Genomic DNA, 15,827 nt, shown 5'->3' on the forward strand with positions numbered 1-15,827 from the left:
TGCGCAGTCATCGCGGGGACGACGCCGCCGCTGGGGGATAAGAAGTGAGGCTGTCGGTGACGCTGTAGGACCAGCTGACGGCCCTGCCGTGGGCGAAGGGCATCACCCCGTGAAAGACGCGGGGCTGGCTGCTAAACACCAGCGGTAAGAAGTGTCGGTCACTTTCCCACATCGGCACGCGCCCAGCGAGCACGTCTGCGATCTTGGCCCAGACCAGGGTGCCCTCAGGGCACTCCGGCCGTAGCTGTCCTGTCCAGCAGGGGATGCGGAACAGGAACCCGAACCAGTTTTCCCCACTGCGGCCGAAGCCGGGCCAGGAGATCGTTCCTGAGAGCTGAACCTCGCGGCACTCCAGACCGCTCTCTTCTCGGATCTCCCGGCGCATCCCAGCGACCACGTCCTCGTCCGGCTCGAGCTTCCCGCCCAGCCCGTTGTGGTAGCCGAAGTGCACGTCGTCGGGTCTCTTGTCCCGCCGGATCAGCAACACCTGCTCGCCGTCGGGGTGCAGGACGTAGCCGAGCGTCGCGAGGATGGTCAGCATTCCCTCACCCTATGTTTACCGCTTCAGACGCTGAACAGACGCGCCGCTTTCGCCGCATCAGGGCGGACGCGGACTCCCGTAACCTGGACGACGCGTCTGCGGATGAGTGGGGGCGCCGTGCCCCGCGAGGCGCCCGCCCGCTTCGAAGGCCCGGAACCCGAACCAGGGGCCGTCGCGTCCAGCGACCGCGTTAGCTACCAGCTCTCCTCCGAAATGGCCCGGACGCGGCCAACGGGAGTCCGCGGAGGGCCACTGGGGGTTAGCGCTTGAAACGGCGGGGCGAGGTTCGGCTGTCCCAGAGTTCAACTCACTTCAGCATCGGACCGGAGAAAGATGATCAATGCGTAGTGCCTGGACCGATCTGCCTGACAACGTCACCGGGGCGATCGCCGAACGGATCGGTGAACCCTTCGACGTCACCCCGGCCGTCCACGGTGACCACGCGGACATCGCCGCGACAGTCACCGGACCAAGCGCGAAGGTCTTCATCAAGGCAGCCTCCGCAGACCTTTGCGTCCGATCACTGCGCTACGAGCTGGCGGCGAGCACGGCCATCGACCGGTACCCGCCGGCGGTCCTCTGGCACTTCGAGTCCGACGGATGGTTGGTGGTGGCGACCGAGCACCTTGCTGGCCCGCACCCCGACCTGTCCCCCGCCAGTCCCGATCTCGACCTCCTCGCCGCGACGCTCATGGAGCTGCAGAACACCCGCGCGCCGAACGGCACCTGGTACGACCCGGCGGGCCGGCTCGGGTTCGCGCATCCCCTGATGGCCGGCGAAGGGCTCGTGCACTCTGACCTCAACCCGACCAACCTGATCGTGACCGACAGCGGCCTGCGCATCGTCGACTGGGCTTTCGCGACCAAGGCAGCGCCTTGGGTGGAACTGGCACTGCTGATCCAATGGCTAATCGGCTGCGGCCACACCCCCGGCCAAGCAGAACGCTGGGTGGCGCAACTTCAGGCGTGGGCTGCGACCGATCGCGACGCCCTAGACGACTTCGCGATCCGCAACGCCGCGAAGTGGGCAGGCAAAGCCGAGAAGAGCACCCAGGTATGGGTCCACGACCTTGCAACCTGGACCAGTGAGTGGGCGACCTACCGCCGATCGAGGATCCGGGCGCGCTCCGTGGTGTCGCAGCAGCCCGGTCCCGGCGCGGACGCATGCGCCCTTGCCCCCAGGGGAACCTACAGCCTGTAGGGCTGCAGCCCATGCCCCACCGATGCCGGCGGCATCACCGATGCCTTGCTGCAACGGGCTGCGGCTCGGATACGAAGCAGACGCCGTCTCGCCCGCGCCGCCCACCGGACTGTCCTACATCCCCTGGCCGTTGCGAGCGACAGGCAGGTTACGCGCAGCCAGCGTCGGTGCGAGGTCACTGCAACTGATTGTGCCGGCGGAGCTGACGTCTACGGCGGACGCAGCGCGGGGACAAACGAAGCGGCAAAGCGAGGCGCCAACCTTGTTGTCTGGCGAGGGGAGGTGTCCCTGTCAGCCCCCGTTGTCACGTGCTCGCACACGCTAGAGCGCCGATAGCCGCCGGCAACACCAATGCCGACGCCGTCCCAGAACGCGGATGAGCCGTCGATGTGGCAGCCCAGGGTGTGCCAGGTAAACCCCGGCTTCTCCACGCGCAGCGCCACCAGCCGCCCACACCCTGAACCTCGACGTCGACATCTTCACAACGAAGTTCCCCTGCTGGATCAGCGGATGGCGGATCACCTAACTACGGCACCTGCGTTCGTCAGGGATCGCCTCGGGCTCCAACGCCGGCGGGCCACAGACGACGAGCATCGTCGGAACAGCAAGTCCCTGCGTCTCGGTGGGCAACCGAGGCAGCGGCACCCAATCCAAACCCACCATGACCGGGCAGTCACACGGCAACTCGTCCGCACCGAGGGTCGGTTCACCGGCAGCCACGTCGACCGCGAAGCACGCCGTCAAGCCCGACGGGTACGGCACCTCGAACAGGTAACGCACCGCGACAGGCCGCAGCCCGACCTCCTCGACCACCTCGCGCCGGACCGCGTCCTCCGCCGTCTCACCAGCGGCGATACCGCCCCCAGGCAGCGTCCAGTACTCCTGGCCATCATGGCGACCCGACGGACCGAGGCCACGCTCCCGCACCATCAGCACTCGGCCGTCACGAACGATCACCGCAGCGGCTCGATGACGTAGCGTCACAGTCACATCATCCCCATCCCGGCCGTGCACGGGGCGCTTCACCGCCGACAAATCTCACCGCAAAACCGGTGCCGATCACTGGGGCGGCGGCCAACCGTGGCCGGCCCCTGTTCCAAGAGCACCTACCGAATAGCACTTCCCGCCCCGCTCTGATGAGCCCGTACGCACCGGGCGAGACCAGTGGTACGGGCTCTTACGTAGCTGCCGAGACGTGCCCTTCAACCGGTGCGGACCCGACAAACACAGCGAGCCCCGGCCGCTACCCGTCGAGCCCGGCACCGCCGCAAGTGCTCGCCCACCCCCACGGGCGTGGGGGTGGGCCGATCCCCGACATGCGGCGGATCGGCGACGGCGGGTGCTCCCCATGCCCGTGGGGGTGGGGCCGGAAGGCGACCCGGTGCGCGCCTGGACCAAGGTGTGCTCCACACGTCCGTGGGGGTGGGCCGGCGGTCGAGCGGCTCAGCCGCCAGCTGGTCAAGGGCTCCCCGCGCTAGTGTGGGTGGGCCGCAGCCCACGCCGCCAGGCCTGCACCCGCCAGTGTTTCCCACGCCCGCAAAGGGTGGGGGTGGGCCGTTGGAGACCGGCACAACTCGCACCGGCATGCCGAACCCTCGGTGCTGTCACCTATTGGTTGTGCTCGATAGGCGCCCGTCTCTACGCTCCCACGGTTCGGTGTGGACTCTGAGCCCCGGAGGGTGCGCGATGTCGTTGACCGACACCATTGGTGCCGATTTGCAGGCGATGAAGGAGGGTGTGGACCGGGCGCAGCAGGAGGCTTCGGCCGTCGACCGAGCGATCGAGCAGATTGCCGTCCGGGCGGCGGCCTCCGGCTTTGCTGGCATCACTGTGGGGTTGGCTCGAGTGCGAGAAGTGCTCGGGCAGGTGCGGTCTGACCTGGCGGAGGCCGGTGGCGTCTTGGGTGAGGCGTCGCGGTCGCTGGGTGCCGTGGCACAGCAGCCGTCGCCGCAGGAGACGACCGCCGCGCTCACGCCGGTCGTGGCCGCGCTGGCCGCCGTTGACGGCCACGTCACGGCGGCGGCATCCGCGGTCGACGACACCCGACGGCTGGTCACGGCGGCGTTGCAGGGAGGACAGCCCGGTCCGACGCTGGCGCGACTGCAGCAGGTGCTGCAGGTCCTGGTGACTGTCCGGACGCGCGGAACTGCCGCCCGGCAACACGTCGATACGGCGCTGGCGCAGGCCCGGCAGGTCGGTGAACTGGGAAACTGATAACGGGCGGTGGTGGCGACATCCGCCAACCGCCCGCCGCACGCGGCACGTCTGCGAGTGCAACGGACGTGCCGGTGCCATCTGAGCCCTTGCCCGAATGGTTGAAAGATGCCGCTCGTGACCTGCCTCGCCGGCAAGCGAAGGACCCCACCTCCGGTGTCGCGTTGATCGGTGGTAAGCGGATACCCCTGAAGTCGGGCCGCGACCCAGCCGCCGCCGCCGACCTCAAGCCGGCCTACAAGCTCATCGCCACCACGACCGACCATCTGGAGGCCAAGCTTGCCGCCCGGATGCGCCGCGACCGGATCACACAGGCGGCTGTGGTGACGAACAATCCTCCCTGCGACTACACCCCCTACGGCTGCGAGAAAGTCCTCGCCCGACTCTTACCGGCCGGCACCCAGCTCGCTGTCTACGTACGCGACGATGACGGGCAGGTACGCCATTGGCGTACCTACACCGGCAACGGAAAGGCGATCGCATGAAGGTGACCTGGACCTACGACCGGGGCGAGCAGCGCGACAACCACGAGGTCGAACTGACCGACCCCAACGCCTTAGAAGCTCTCCTTCGCGAAATCCAGCAGGCCGGCGAGCCCGTCGTGCTGACCATCTTCAGCGACACCACCGACGACCCCGACGACCTGCCACCCGGCATCCAGATCGGCCTCGGTCACCCCACCCACGCGTTCGCGGTACACATCACCGACGATGGCGCCTACCTGCACGACCCCACAGCGGAGATCCCGAGCGACGGAGTGGCATTTGATCTCGGTGGGGTACCCACCGAGTACCCGGCCGAGGACCTACAACTCCGGCCCGAAACGGCAATACGACTGGCAGTCACCTTCTTCAAGACCGGCGGCGAACCGCCGGACTTGACGGCGATTGCCGAATGACCGCGTAGCGAATGGGCACGTGCCACGTCTTGGTGCCACCGCCCCGCGACGCCGAAGGCCTTCGTGCCCCGCAGCGCACGACACGGCCGGCTCCCGCAGAGCCCGGTCCGACGCGACGCCCAGTGCCTACTGACGGTGTGCGCGGCAGCTACCCAGCTCGTCGTCTCCTCCGTCGAGACCCGGAAACGCGGCCTCGGCAACTCGGTCACGCGCCGTCGGCGCGGGAGACAGATTCGCCGTAGGCGTGCTCGCCGCCGTAGCGCTCGCCCCAGGACATCTCCAGGAAGGGGTCCGGCTCGGCATGGCCCTCGCCCGACACGCGATTCAGCACCATGACCTCACCGGGGCCGCTTTCAAACCCGCCTCCGAAGCCGAACACCGGCGCCTGAGCCGATGCTCGGCTTCCGGAGGCGGCAACAAGGATGAACCGGCCGTGCGGACCTCGCGCGACGTTGGATCTCCCGGAACAAATCGAGGTGATGCGGCCGGCATCAGCCCGGCCAGTCGCCCGCCATCGGCGCTCTGCTCGGCCCAGCACGCGGGCGGTGAATAGGTTCGTGGCCGTATGGAAACGGGCTCCTACCGTACGAGCACTACGGGATTCACCTTCTCACAGTCGGTCCGCTCTGTTGCGGCGGGAAGGCTGGCGGCAAGAGGTCTGGCTGGATTGTGGCCGTCGGCGGTGCCTGGTGCCGCCGCGCCTGATCGGCGAATCTGGCTAGGCGCTCGGCTTCCTGGGCCGTTAGCGTCCGGTGCGCCTCGTTCTGGGTCATGGCGACGTCGTTCGCGTGGAGGTGGCCTCGTTCACGGAGTGCCGCCGCGAGGTAGGTAGCGTGGATTGGCTGGGTGGCCGCCGTGTCGGCGTCACCAGGATCGCCCTGCCACAGTGGTCCGAGACGTGAAGCCATGGCGCTGCTGATCTGGGCGCGTTCGTCGGCGGCCAGGCCGGTGTAGATGTCGGCGGCGATCCGGTGCCCGAGTGCGTCGGTTCGGTCTGGGCCGCTGGTCTCCCGGTGGGTGATGCGATGGGCCGCGATGACGGCTTCGGCGGTTTTCCAGTAGGCGTGGTGGCCGGCGCGGCCGGCGTCGATGTAGGGGCCGAGAGGTTGGGTGGTGGTGTCGTCGGTGACCTGGTGCTGGTCGCGGTATGCGGCGGCGGTGCCGAGATGGTGTAGCCAGGTGTCGTAGTCGGGTCCGGGTTGCGGCGCGGTACCGAAGACGGTGGTCCAGGCGGGTCGGGTGGTCGCGGCGTCGAGGGCGAGGTCGCGGATCCGTGCGCCGATCTGCTCGCGGGCGTCGGCGAGGTATTCGGTGTAGCGCGCGTCGCCGGTTTCGGTCGCGGGCGACAGCCACGGGGGCAGGTCGGCCGTGTGGGTGGCGGGTTGATTGTGGCTGCGGGTGGATGCTTCGAGGTAGCGCAGCAGTTCCTCCGGGGTGACCACGCCTTGCACCTTGGCGAACACGATGCTGGTGTCGGTGCCGGCGCCTTCTGCGGCTTTGAGCGCCCACGCGAGCTGGTTCCAGGTGTTTTCGGGATCGTTTGGTCCGGTGGCGGGGTGGTTGTCGAGGTAGCGGCCGATGCGCCAGGCGAGGACTTCGCTGAGCGAGTCGGCGGTGGCCAGTTCCCGCTGGGCGTAGGCGTGCTGCAGAACCTCGGCTGGATGGTGGCCGGCGTATTCAGCGCGGCGGACGGCGGCGGCCAGCGCCGGCCATGCTGACTCGCTGGCGGCGCGGATGGTGACGCGCGGGCCGAGAACCCCGACGATGATCGACTGGTAGTGGTCGGCGTCCCGCGCAGCTGCCATGGCGGGGTCGACGGTCAGCGCGCCGGGACGTCGCAGCGCCCGCCGGGTGTCGAGCTGCGCCGGGGTGAGACCGGTCAGCGGCGCGATGACCGCGGCGTAGCGGGCGGCGTCGAGCGCGGTGGGTTGGGCCAGGCGCGTGGGTGCCCGGTGTTCGTGGATGGTGGTGGTGCAGCGCCAGGCCAGCAGTTGGGCGGGCGAGTCGCCGGTGGTGAGCGGACCTCGGCGGGCGGCGGTGGCGAGCAGTTGCTCGGGCTGCCATCCGGCGGCTTCGGCGGCGTGTAGTGCCCGCACGACGGCGGGGAACGCGGTGTCGTTGGTGACGAGTGCGGCGGTGGTGGGGTCGAACATCGAGTGGATGAGCTGCTGGTATCCGGCGGTGGTGGCCTGCTCGGCGGCGTGCAGGTAGTGCGGGACCAGGGTCGAGAGCGAGGCGGCTTGTTGCTGGGTGCGGCGGATGGTTTCGGTCGCCGACAGCATGGCGCCTTCGCGGTCGAGGATGGTGTCGAGGACTTCGCGGGCGGCGCGGGCGTTGGCGTCGTAGCGGGGCCGGTCGAGCCGTTCGTCCTCGTCGAGCGGGAGTAGTTCGTGGGTGGCGACGTAGGCGTGGTTCGCGAGCCGGGCGCGGGTGATCGCGACGTACAGGTTTTCGCGGGTGAGTTGGTCGTCGACGAGTAGGTGCGCGGTGTCGACGGTGGCGCCTTGGGCGCGGTGGGTGGTGGTGGCGTAGTGCAGTTGGACATTCCGTGTGACGTAGTCCGCGGGCAGGGTGCACCGGCCGCCGTGCTGCTGGTGACGTACTCGGAGTGACCCGTCGCGGTAGCGGTGTTCGACAGTCCAGGCGTCGCCGTTCTTGACCCAGTCCCGGCCGCGGTTGGTGCTGAGTTTGCGGTTGTTGTGGCGGGTGACGATCCAGTCGCCCTTGCCCGCGAGGTTGTCATCGGCCAAGGCGACGCCGAGGGTTTCGACCTGACCGGCGGCGACTCGTTCGGCGCGGGCACGCGCGGACAGTGCGGTGATGTCGCGGTTCGTGGCGGCGATCATCAGGGTGACGTGGCCGACGAGCATGTCGGCCCGCCACGCCTTGTAAACAGCGTCGGCCATGGCCTGGCGGGAGCCGCCGTGGAGGCGGCCGTGGGTGTCGTAGAAGTCCAGGGCGGTGGTGTCGCCGGTGCGTAGCGCGATGGTCGCGGCGGCTTCGGCCGGGTTGGCGAACCGGTGCACGGTGTCGAGCTCGACGGCTCCGGCGTCGTGGGCGATCAGCCGCAGCGCGCCGCCGGATTCGACCGCGCCGAGTTGCCGCCAGTCGCCCAGCAGTCGGACGCTGGCGCCGTGCCGTTCCGCGATGGTGACGAGTCGTTCCAGCGGCAGGGTTCCGGCCATGCCGGCCTCGTCGACCAGGATGATGTCACCGGGGCGTACCTGGAACCAGAGTCGCTGGGGCGAGACCTGCTTGTGGTGGTGGAGGTTGTGGGCGTCCGGACCGTTGGTGTGTTCCCACAGGAACTTGTGCAGGTTCTCGGCCGTGGTCCCGATGTCGTTGCCGAGTACGGCGGCTGACGCGGCGGAGGTGGCAAGCGGGATCAGGCGCCTGCCGTGGGCGTCGGCGACGTGGCGTAGTGCCCGCATGGCGGTGGTCTTGCCGGTGCCGGCCGCGCCGATGCCGACCGCGATGCGGGTGTCCGTGGTGGCGAATGCGGTCACCAGGTCGCGCTGCCCGGCGTCGAGGGTCCGGCCGTGGCGGGTCTCGAACTGGCTGAGGCTGGTGGTGACCGCTGCGGCGGGAATGCCGATGAGGGTGGGGGTGCGTGCGGCGTCGAGCAGGCGCTGTTCGGCGTCGAGAATCTGCTGGCTGGTGTATCGGGACGTGCCGTGGCGGGCGAAGACTGATTCACCGTCGGAGCGGCGCAGCACGTCGGGTTCGTCCACCATCGCTGGGGCGTCGATCAGGATGCGGTGCGCTGGGGACACGGCCCGCTGTGTGATCGCGTCGGCGATGCGCTGTTGCGCGTCGACCGTGGCGAACCGGAGTCCGCCGACGCGCAGCGTTCGTTCGGTCTCGGCGTGCACGTTCCACCGGGTCCAGGTTGCCCGCGCCGCGGCGACCCTGCCGATCACCTCTGCGGCGAGTTCGTCGACCTGCTGATTGGTCAACGGGCCGATCTTGGCTGCGGTCGGAACGGTGGCGATCGTCGCCAGGACGTCGAGGGCGGCCGGGCCGTGGGCGTCGGTGATCTGCTCGCGCCAGTCCGCCCGCATTGCCTGCAAGGAGCGGGGTGGCTTCTTCCCGTCGCGGGTTTCCAGGGTCGCCTGGCGGGCGAGTTTCTGGGCGACCTTCGTGCCCGGGTCGTAGCCGTGCTCGCGGCGGTAGTCGCGCAGCAGCTCGTCGTAGCGTGTCTCCAGCTGGGTGCGCCGCTTGGAGAACTGGGTGATCCAGGTGTCGGGCACACCCTCGATCTCGCGGACCGGTTCCTTGCCCGCGGCCGTCCCTGGACGGGAAGCGAAGCTCACCCCGAGCCGGGCGGTCAGCGCGGTCTCGAAGGTGGTGTTGTAGTGCTCCGACGCGGCGACGGTCATCTGATACAGGGCGGTCGCGTCCAGGGACCGCCACTTGCCGTCGACGCCTTGGACCTTGTTGGCGATGACCACGTGGGTATGTAAGTTCGGGTCGCCGCACCGCGAGTCGTAGTGATCGAACGCTACCGCTACCAGGCCCCGCGTTTCGATCTGGGCGATGCCGGCCTTGCCCGTGCGGGTGTAGGCGGCGTGCTTCTCCAGCATCCCGAGCGCGGAATTCTTGGCCTCCTCATGCGCGGCGCGGACAGCCGCTCGAACCGATTCCCGCTCGTCGAGAGCCCACAGCAGCGCAGCCGATTTGACCGGGGCGAATACGGCGTCGTAGCCGGCATTGGCACCGCGCTGGCGGGCGGACTCCTCGTGCCGGACCTTCTTGACCTCCGCCTCGGTCGCGTCGCGGCCCATGTCCGTGGCGATCACCGCCAAGCGGCGGGCTACCCGCTCCTCGTACGGGTCGAGGGCCTTGTAGACGGGGAACTGGCGGCCGAGCGTGGCGTGCCGGCGGGCCTGATCGTTAACGGTGGCGATCTGCTCGGGCGTCATGTCGGCGGCAATGTGCGCGGCCTGGTAGGCGGCGATAATCCGGTCGGCGTCGGGGTGCCAGCCAAATCCGTAGAGGGCACGCATCTGCGCCTCGTCCACAAAGTCGCCGGGGGTGATTCCGAGACCGGCCAGACCCGCGCCGACCCACTGGCCGGTCGGGTTACCTTCGGCCGTGTAGTAGTCGGTGGCGTCCTGACCGCGCCGCCGGTCGACGTCACCACCGGCGACATGCCGAGTCAGGTAGGTGTACCCGTCCCCCACGGTGATCTTGTGAATGGTCATCATCGCCGGACTCCGACATGTCCGTACGCGGCCAGGGTCGGGCGGGTGGGTGCAGCTGCGAGCAGGCCACCGGCGCGTCCGGAACACCCTGGCCACCGGGCCGCGGAAATTCGCGGGCCGGCGGACAGGCTTCGCCCGGCCGCCCGGCGATACGCAACGCCCCGCAGGCGTGAGGGCCGGCTCGTCATGCCCCCCGACCACAACCGGATTCGGGAATACGGAACGGCGACTTCGATACCCATCCCGCACCTCCCAGGGTCGCCTTTGAATTGTTATTGGAGACCAACGCTCCCCCATGGTCACTACAAGTGCAAGAGGTGTCTGGCCCCTGTTTTTTTGATCTTGATGAGCGTATTGGGCTGGGATTTTGTCCGTTTCCTGTCGGCTTCGTCGAGGATCATGTGACGGCGGTTATTCGATGCTGGCTTTTCTTATCCAGTCTGTTTAACGCCTCTTTCGCGCACCTATTTCCGTGATTACTTTTCCCCGTATGGCACGAACGAGTGGTACCCGAGCGGCAGCGATCCGCAGGGCGCAGGAAGCCAAGCAACGTCGTGACGCCGAGCAGCTTCAGCGGTCGCGGCAGATCACCGACGCGCTGACCGACTTCTACGAGCAGACCCAGCGCGCGGCCGACATCACCGCTCACGGCGCCGAGAAGGCGGCCCGGATCATCGCCGACGCGGAACAGGCGGCCCGCGAACCGGCCCGGCTCGCCGCGCAGGCGGTGGCCCGGCTCGAAGCACTCGGCGAGACCCGCGGCGCGATCGCCGAACTGACCGGCCTACCGGTTGGCGCCGTACGGGACCTGATCAGTCAGGCATCAGCGGCGCGCGCCGAGCCCGAACACGAACGGACGCCATCCCATCCTCCGCACGCAACACACCCGGGCGATTCCGAGTCCGGGGCACACACCGACCCAGGCCACCCTGGCCTGTGAGGGGACTTCTGCGATGAGGACCGTGTTCGCCGACGACAGCGAGATCAACGCCAAGCACGTCCATCGCCGGGGCTTGCATCACCTGGTCGCGATGGCCGCCGTCGCGTTCACCGGCGACGGCATGACTCGCTACTCCATGACCATGCGCAATGTGCGGACACATCTGGGCGTCCCGACAAACTGCGAACTGAAGTGGAGCCCCGCCAACGGAAGCTGGCTCAAAACGCCGGAGGGTAACCGGGCACGTCCGATGCTGCGCCGGGCGATGCTACACGCCGCCATCGAGGCCGGCGCCCGATCGGTCACCGTGATCTACGACCGGACCGGCGACGAGCCAGTCGACCAGGTGCGAGCCAAAGTGATGCGCTACCTCTACGACAAGGTGTCACTTCACCTGGCCAACAGCGGCGGCAAGGCGCTGATGATCGCCGACGAACCCGGCGGCGGAGGCGAAGCCCGCCGGACCTGGTTGGCTGCCTCCCGGGAACTCACCCAAGTGGGCACCCCGTTCACCGCACCGGAATGGATCGGGCTGCCCATCATGGCCTGCCCGTCCGACCACCTCGAACACCTCCAGCTCGCGGACCTCATCGCTGGAGCCACCACAGCCGCAGTCGCCGGGAACCCGCACGCCCTGGAACTGCGCGACGACCTGGCCCAGCTCGCCGACCGCAACCGCGCCGGACGACTCGGCGGAGCCGGCGTAACCCTGTGGCCGCCTCGGCTGGTGGACCTCTACTGGTGGCTGTGGGACGAGCCACTCTACGGACGGCGCGGATACCTGATGAAACTCGGCCCGCAGTCCGCGCCGATGAGTTGGCGCACCTTCCAGACATCACCCGGGGTGTGACCGCGAGGGCGACGACACCGGACACCCGGTGGCGTCCGACGAGCGTCTGCGGTGCGTCGTGACATGCGGAAAGGGCCGGACCCGATGGGTCCGGCCCTTTCTGCGTTGGTGGCTCAGTGGTGGCGGTAGCGGACGACCATTCGGTACTCGGCCAGGTCGGCGGGGTTGCTCGGGTCGTAGAAGTCCTTCTGGCCGACCAGGACGAACCGGTGGCGGCGGGTCGAGTTGGCGTTGCCGCTGCGGCGGTAGTCGGTGGACTGGTTGGTGTGGCGCATGACGATGCCTCCTGGCGGTGCGTACCGGGTGCGGCGGTGCCCTGCGGGTTTGGCCCCCGGGGTGCCGCGCTGACAGATCGGTGAGGGACCGGCCATGGCCAGCGGGCAGGCAAGAAAGCCAGACAAAAGATCTTGGAAGCGCAGCGGCCGGGGAGCGAAGCGGACCGGGCCAAGATGTTGTGACGGCTCTTGCCTGACGCGGCCTGGTCGGTCACCACTGGGGCTGGCAAGCGCGCACCCGCGGGCCAGCCGGGCGGTCCGTACGGTCGCCCGCCGGGGCGAACGGTGTGCGACGCCAACGACTCCGGACAACGGCTCGCGCATCCAGTGCCCCGGGCACGGGCCGCCGCGTTCAACGGCGGGACTGCGTGCGGGGCTCGCACCAACGCCGGCCAGGATGTGCGATGCGATTCATCCGCCGCTGCGGCGGGATGCGGCAGGGCCGTCTCCGGCAAGGAACCCGTGAGGGCAGGGGACGGTCAGCGATTGCGGCGCCGGCCATCAGCCGGGTATTGGTGCAGCCAGTAGAAGAAGTTCTTGCTGCGGTCTTCGATGTCGGCCGCGGAGCCCGGGACGGGTCTGTCGTCGACGCGGTACCAGACGGCGGCCAGTAGTCGGTACCAGCGGTAGTAGAGCTCTTTCAGGGCGATGGCGCGTTCACGCTCGAGGTGGGTGCACCGGTTCCAGGCGGTGATCCACTGACGGTGCGTGCCGTGCCACTTGGGGTCGAACAGGTTGGCGGCGAGCATGTCGAGCTGGGTGCGGACGTCCGCGATGGTGTTGGGGACGCTGATCGGCGGGATCGGTAGGCACCTCGCCGCGTTCGGGTGGGCGGCTTCGACGACGGGCGACAATGCCCGGTGAGCGGCGACGAGGTAGGTGCGGGCGGCGGTGAAGCGCTGTTGGCTCGTCGGGGGCATGGGCGCTCCAAAGGGTTCGAGCTGGGTTAGGTGCAGTCCAGGCCGCAGAAACGGCAGACCAAGACCTGGCCGTTGGCGATCCACTGGCCGTCGGGGCGGTCGTCGCGGCACAGCTCGGGCGAGGGGTAGAGCCAGTCGCCTTCGACGACGCGGCGGCCGGGGTAGACGTGTTCGCCGCCGTGGTGGGTGACGGGTTGGTCCCGGTGGTGCACAGGTGGGGCGGGCGCGGTCGGGATCGTGAACACCGTTGACTCCAAGGGGGGATCGGTGTGAGAGGCCGTACGCGTCGGGGCGGAACGGCGGGCTCGGGCGGGCCAGTCGCGGTGGGAGTCCGCGACCGGCCCGCTCCGGGAGGTGCGTCAGTGGTGGAGGAGTTCCCGGTCGGTGGTGACGTCCGGGTAGGCGTCGGCGGCGTACTGCTCACCGTCGGCGGTGGTGATGATGTCGCCGCGACGGGTTTTGATCTGCGGCCCGGCGTGGGCGTCGGTGAACCGCATGGAGATCGACAGGTTGCGGGCCTGGACCTTCATCGCGGGTAGGTCGCTGTCGTTGATGTAGGGCAGGAGTTGCCCGGCTTCGATGATCACTTGATCGCCGCGGGTGAGGTTGCGGGCGCGGGTGGCGAGGTCGCCCCAGCACATGACCTCGAAGAACATGGCGCGGGTGTCGACCCACTTGCCGGTGTGGTCGCGGTAGCGGTCGCGGTGTACGACGGGGAACTGGACGAACTCGCGGCCCTCGCGGGTGTGGCCGGTCTGCGGGGACGCGGTGAGCCGGGCTTCGATGACGCAGGCGAACAAGGACATGACGGGGCGCTCCAAACGTCGACAGGGGTTCGGCGAGGCGAGCGGGGCCGGCCGGTGAGAGGTGACCGGCCCCGCGCGGGGGTGGGGTCAGAAGGCCGGTTCGAGGTCGCGGTCCGACGGCGCCCACGGGTCGTCGGCACCGGCGGCGGGCTTGGCGGTGCGCTGGGACTGCGCGGGCGCGAATCGCATCGACAGGGCGACGTTCGCGGCGGTGACTTGGAGCTGACCGGCGGGCTTTTCGGTGCTCTGGTTGAGGTAGGCCCAGACGCTGAGGTCGTCGCGGGCGTCGACGATCACGGTGTCGCCCTTCTTGGTGCTCTCGGCGACCCGTTCGGCGAGTGCTTCCCAGCAGGTGACGGTGACCCACATGGTCGGCCCGTTGACCCACTCGCCGGCGGTGGTGCGCCGGCGGGTGTTGTGCCCGACGCGCAGCTTGCAGACGGCCTTGCCGGCGGGGCTGAAGCGCAGTTCGGGCTCGTCGGCCAGGTTGCCCTCGAAGGTGAAGCTGAACAGCATGACGGTGCTCCCATCAGGGTGGTGCGGGGTGCGGGTGCCGGCCGGGTCGTGTGATCCGGCGCCGGGTGCCGCGCTGACGGGGCCGGTCAGAGCCCGCCCGTGGGCCGGGGCTGCAAGCAACCAGACAAAAAGATCTTGGCGTCGAGCGGAGCGAGACAAGACAGCCAAGATGTTTTTGGCTGGGCTTAGCGGCCCCGCGCCCGGGTGGGCTGACCTTCGGGTCCCTCAGCAGCGGCATCAGGCGGCCACGGATCCCACCGACCACCAACGGCCGACAACCGCACCGCACCCTGCCGGGCCCAGCACCGCACTGTTCAGCCTTCGGTACGCGGCCGGGTGCGGTAGCGGCCCGCAAGCCCCAACCCGCCCGCTCCCCGCGCACGCTCGGCCCCACCGGACCCGGCCCTCACCAGCGGTGGACAACGACCGCCATGACGAGTCGCGGACCGGGTTAGCGCCGGGGGCGGCGGAGACCGGCCCGCCAACCGGACGCGATCGTGCGCCGCGCCTCCGCCTGGCTCAACCCCACCGACACCGCCGCGTCGGTCAACCGGGGCCACACCACGGCCTCGTCGAGCGCTCCACTCGCGTCGAGCTGTCCGAGCCGGAACGCCGCCCGGTTCACCGCGTTGTTGCGCCCGCCGCCCGTCACCCGCTGCCCGCCCCGGAACACCGGACGCGGCGCGGCCAGAATCCGACCCACCTCCCCGTCCAACGCGGCCTGCGCGTACCGGTCGAGATCCGCGATCGGCTCGGCGCCGAGCGCCAACACCGGCGCTGGCGGGACCACCAACCGCGCAAGCGCCGGCGGGCACTGCGGCAGCGTGCCGCCGTCCCACGGCTGGGTGAACACGTACCGGTGGCCGGTCGAGTGCAGCGACGGCGGCGCGACAGCGGCTCCGCCCCGGCCGCGCCAGTCCACCCCGGGCAACAACCCGATCCGACTGCCGTACCCCGTCGGGCCGAACCACAGGTGGTAGCCGAGCCCCGTACGCACGAGCGGCCCAGCCGGGCGGACCACGTCGAGCAGATCGAGGACCGCGCGCAGACCGGCGTTCGTGTCGACGTCGCAGACATCCAACGTGGTTCCGGTGGCCAGGCCGATGTTCGCCCTCGGCCAGCGCCGCCACCACGACTGGATCAGCCGGGCGTCGGTGGACGCCTCGTGCAGCCCGTGCCGCAGCCGTGGATGCTTGCCCGGCGAGCCGCACTCGTCCCGCTCCCGGCAAAAACAACCCCCGCCGGGTACCGGGGTGTGCAACGGCATCACCGGGATTCCGGCCTGCGCGTACCCCAAGGCCGCTCCGAGCAGACTCTTCACCATCTCCTCACCTCCCCTGCTTCCGTCTCCATGTTCCGCAGCAGCCGTCCGCCTTTGATAGCGATGCGGCGGGCGTGACCCACTCCCAGCGGATCAGCGGACCCGGCCGAGTGGTTGCGGCAGTCCGTGCGCCCTCGGCTG

General features: G+C 69.4%; 16 protein-coding genes. 6 read left to right on the forward strand and 10 right to left on the reverse strand.

Going from position 1 to position 15,827, the window contains the following annotated elements:
• Positions 1 to 7: 7 nt before the first annotated feature.
• Positions 8 to 541, reverse strand: a complete 534-nt coding sequence (locus ACQP03_RS22650) for an NUDIX hydrolase (protein ID WP_357171085.1) — start codon at positions 539 to 541, stop codon at positions 8 to 10.
• A gap of 340 nt (positions 542 to 881) precedes the next feature.
• Here ACQP03_RS22650 and ACQP03_RS22655 point away from each other — a divergent pair, with 340 nt between their 5' ends.
• Positions 882 to 1,742: a phosphotransferase gene (locus tag ACQP03_RS22655; RefSeq protein WP_357171083.1), complete on the forward strand. Its 861-nt coding sequence runs from the start codon at positions 882 to 884 to the stop codon at positions 1,740 to 1,742.
• Positions 1,743 to 2,264: 522 nt separating this feature from the next.
• On the opposite strand, the gene ACQP03_RS22660 is transcribed toward ACQP03_RS22655, so the two are convergent.
• On the reverse strand, positions 2,265 to 2,768 hold the full coding sequence (locus tag ACQP03_RS22660; protein ID WP_433458301.1) for an NUDIX domain-containing protein: 504 nt from the start codon (positions 2,766 to 2,768) through the stop codon (positions 2,265 to 2,267).
• Positions 2,769 to 3,428: 660 nt separating this feature from the next.
• On the opposite strand from ACQP03_RS22660, the gene ACQP03_RS22665 reads away from it, so the two are divergent.
• The 3 genes from ACQP03_RS22665 (at position 3,429) to ACQP03_RS22675 (ending at position 4,854) form a co-directional block, all read left to right on the forward strand.
• A complete protein-coding gene (locus tag ACQP03_RS22665; protein ID WP_357171079.1) occupies positions 3,429 to 3,956 on the forward strand; it encodes a DUF6244 family protein in 528 nt (175 codons plus the stop codon).
• A 74-nt stretch (positions 3,957 to 4,030) separates the two neighbouring features.
• Positions 4,031 to 4,441, forward strand: coding sequence for a DddA-like double-stranded DNA deaminase toxin (locus ACQP03_RS22670; protein ID WP_357171077.1), 411 nt, complete (start codon positions 4,031 to 4,033; stop codon positions 4,439 to 4,441).
• A complete protein-coding gene (locus ACQP03_RS22675; RefSeq protein ID WP_357171075.1) occupies positions 4,438 to 4,854 on the forward strand; it encodes an Imm1 family immunity protein in 417 nt (138 codons plus the stop codon). Before ACQP03_RS22670 ends, ACQP03_RS22675 begins: the two co-directional genes overlap by 4 nt.
• Positions 4,855 to 5,059: 205 nt before the next feature.
• Here the strand turns inward: ACQP03_RS22675 and ACQP03_RS22680 are convergent, their stop codons facing one another.
• Together ACQP03_RS22680 and mobF are read right to left on the reverse strand one after the other, a co-directional pair.
• Positions 5,060 to 5,188 (reverse strand): hypothetical protein, encoded by a 129-nt coding sequence (locus tag ACQP03_RS22680; RefSeq protein ID WP_357171073.1) that lies wholly within the window; start codon positions 5,186 to 5,188, stop codon positions 5,060 to 5,062.
• 268 nt (positions 5,189 to 5,456) lie between these two features.
• A complete protein-coding gene (gene mobF / locus ACQP03_RS22685) occupies positions 5,457 to 10,061 on the reverse strand; it encodes a MobF family relaxase (RefSeq protein ID WP_433458304.1) in 4,605 nt (1,534 codons plus the stop codon).
• A gap of 487 nt (positions 10,062 to 10,548) precedes the next feature.
• Between mobF and ACQP03_RS22690 the strand changes: the two genes are divergently transcribed.
• Positions 10,549 to 10,998 carry a hypothetical protein gene (locus ACQP03_RS22690; protein WP_357171069.1) on the forward strand — a complete coding sequence of 150 codons (450 nt, stop codon included), beginning with the start codon at positions 10,549 to 10,551 and terminating at the stop codon, positions 10,996 to 10,998.
• Between the two features lie 22 nt (positions 10,999 to 11,020).
• Complete coding sequence (locus ACQP03_RS22695) at positions 11,021 to 11,848, forward strand: hypothetical protein (protein WP_357171067.1); 828 nt, start codon at positions 11,021 to 11,023, stop codon at positions 11,846 to 11,848.
• 113 nt (positions 11,849 to 11,961) lie between these two features.
• On the opposite strand, the gene ACQP03_RS22700 is transcribed toward ACQP03_RS22695, so the two are convergent.
• The 6 genes from ACQP03_RS22700 to ACQP03_RS22725 all read right to left on the reverse strand — a co-directional run bounded on the left by ACQP03_RS22700 (position 11,962) and on the right by ACQP03_RS22725 (position 15,689).
• Positions 11,962 to 12,123, reverse strand: a complete 162-nt coding sequence (locus tag ACQP03_RS22700; RefSeq protein ID WP_357171065.1) for a hypothetical protein — start codon at positions 12,121 to 12,123, stop codon at positions 11,962 to 11,964.
• Positions 12,124 to 12,602: 479 nt separating this feature from the next.
• Positions 12,603 to 13,043 (reverse strand): hypothetical protein, encoded by a 441-nt coding sequence (locus tag ACQP03_RS22705; RefSeq protein WP_357171063.1) that lies wholly within the window; start codon positions 13,041 to 13,043, stop codon positions 12,603 to 12,605.
• A gap of 26 nt (positions 13,044 to 13,069) precedes the next feature.
• Positions 13,070 to 13,288, reverse strand: coding sequence for a hypothetical protein (locus tag ACQP03_RS22710; RefSeq protein ID WP_357171061.1), 219 nt, complete (start codon positions 13,286 to 13,288; stop codon positions 13,070 to 13,072).
• Positions 13,289 to 13,402: 114 nt separating this feature from the next.
• On the reverse strand, positions 13,403 to 13,849 hold the full coding sequence (locus ACQP03_RS22715; protein ID WP_357171059.1) for a single-stranded DNA-binding protein: 447 nt from the start codon (positions 13,847 to 13,849) through the stop codon (positions 13,403 to 13,405).
• 87 nt (positions 13,850 to 13,936) lie between these two features.
• Positions 13,937 to 14,365, reverse strand: coding sequence for a single-stranded DNA-binding protein (locus ACQP03_RS22720; RefSeq protein ID WP_357171057.1), 429 nt, complete (start codon positions 14,363 to 14,365; stop codon positions 13,937 to 13,939).
• 451 nt (positions 14,366 to 14,816) lie between these two features.
• Positions 14,817 to 15,689, reverse strand: coding sequence for a bifunctional DNA primase/polymerase (locus tag ACQP03_RS22725; RefSeq protein WP_433458308.1), 873 nt, complete (start codon positions 15,687 to 15,689; stop codon positions 14,817 to 14,819).
• Between the last annotated feature and the right edge of the window lie 138 nt (positions 15,690 to 15,827).

Source organism: Micromonospora sp. CA-248212 (genome assembly GCF_050948405.1).
GTDB lineage: Bacteria > Actinomycetota > Actinomycetes > Mycobacteriales > Micromonosporaceae > Micromonospora.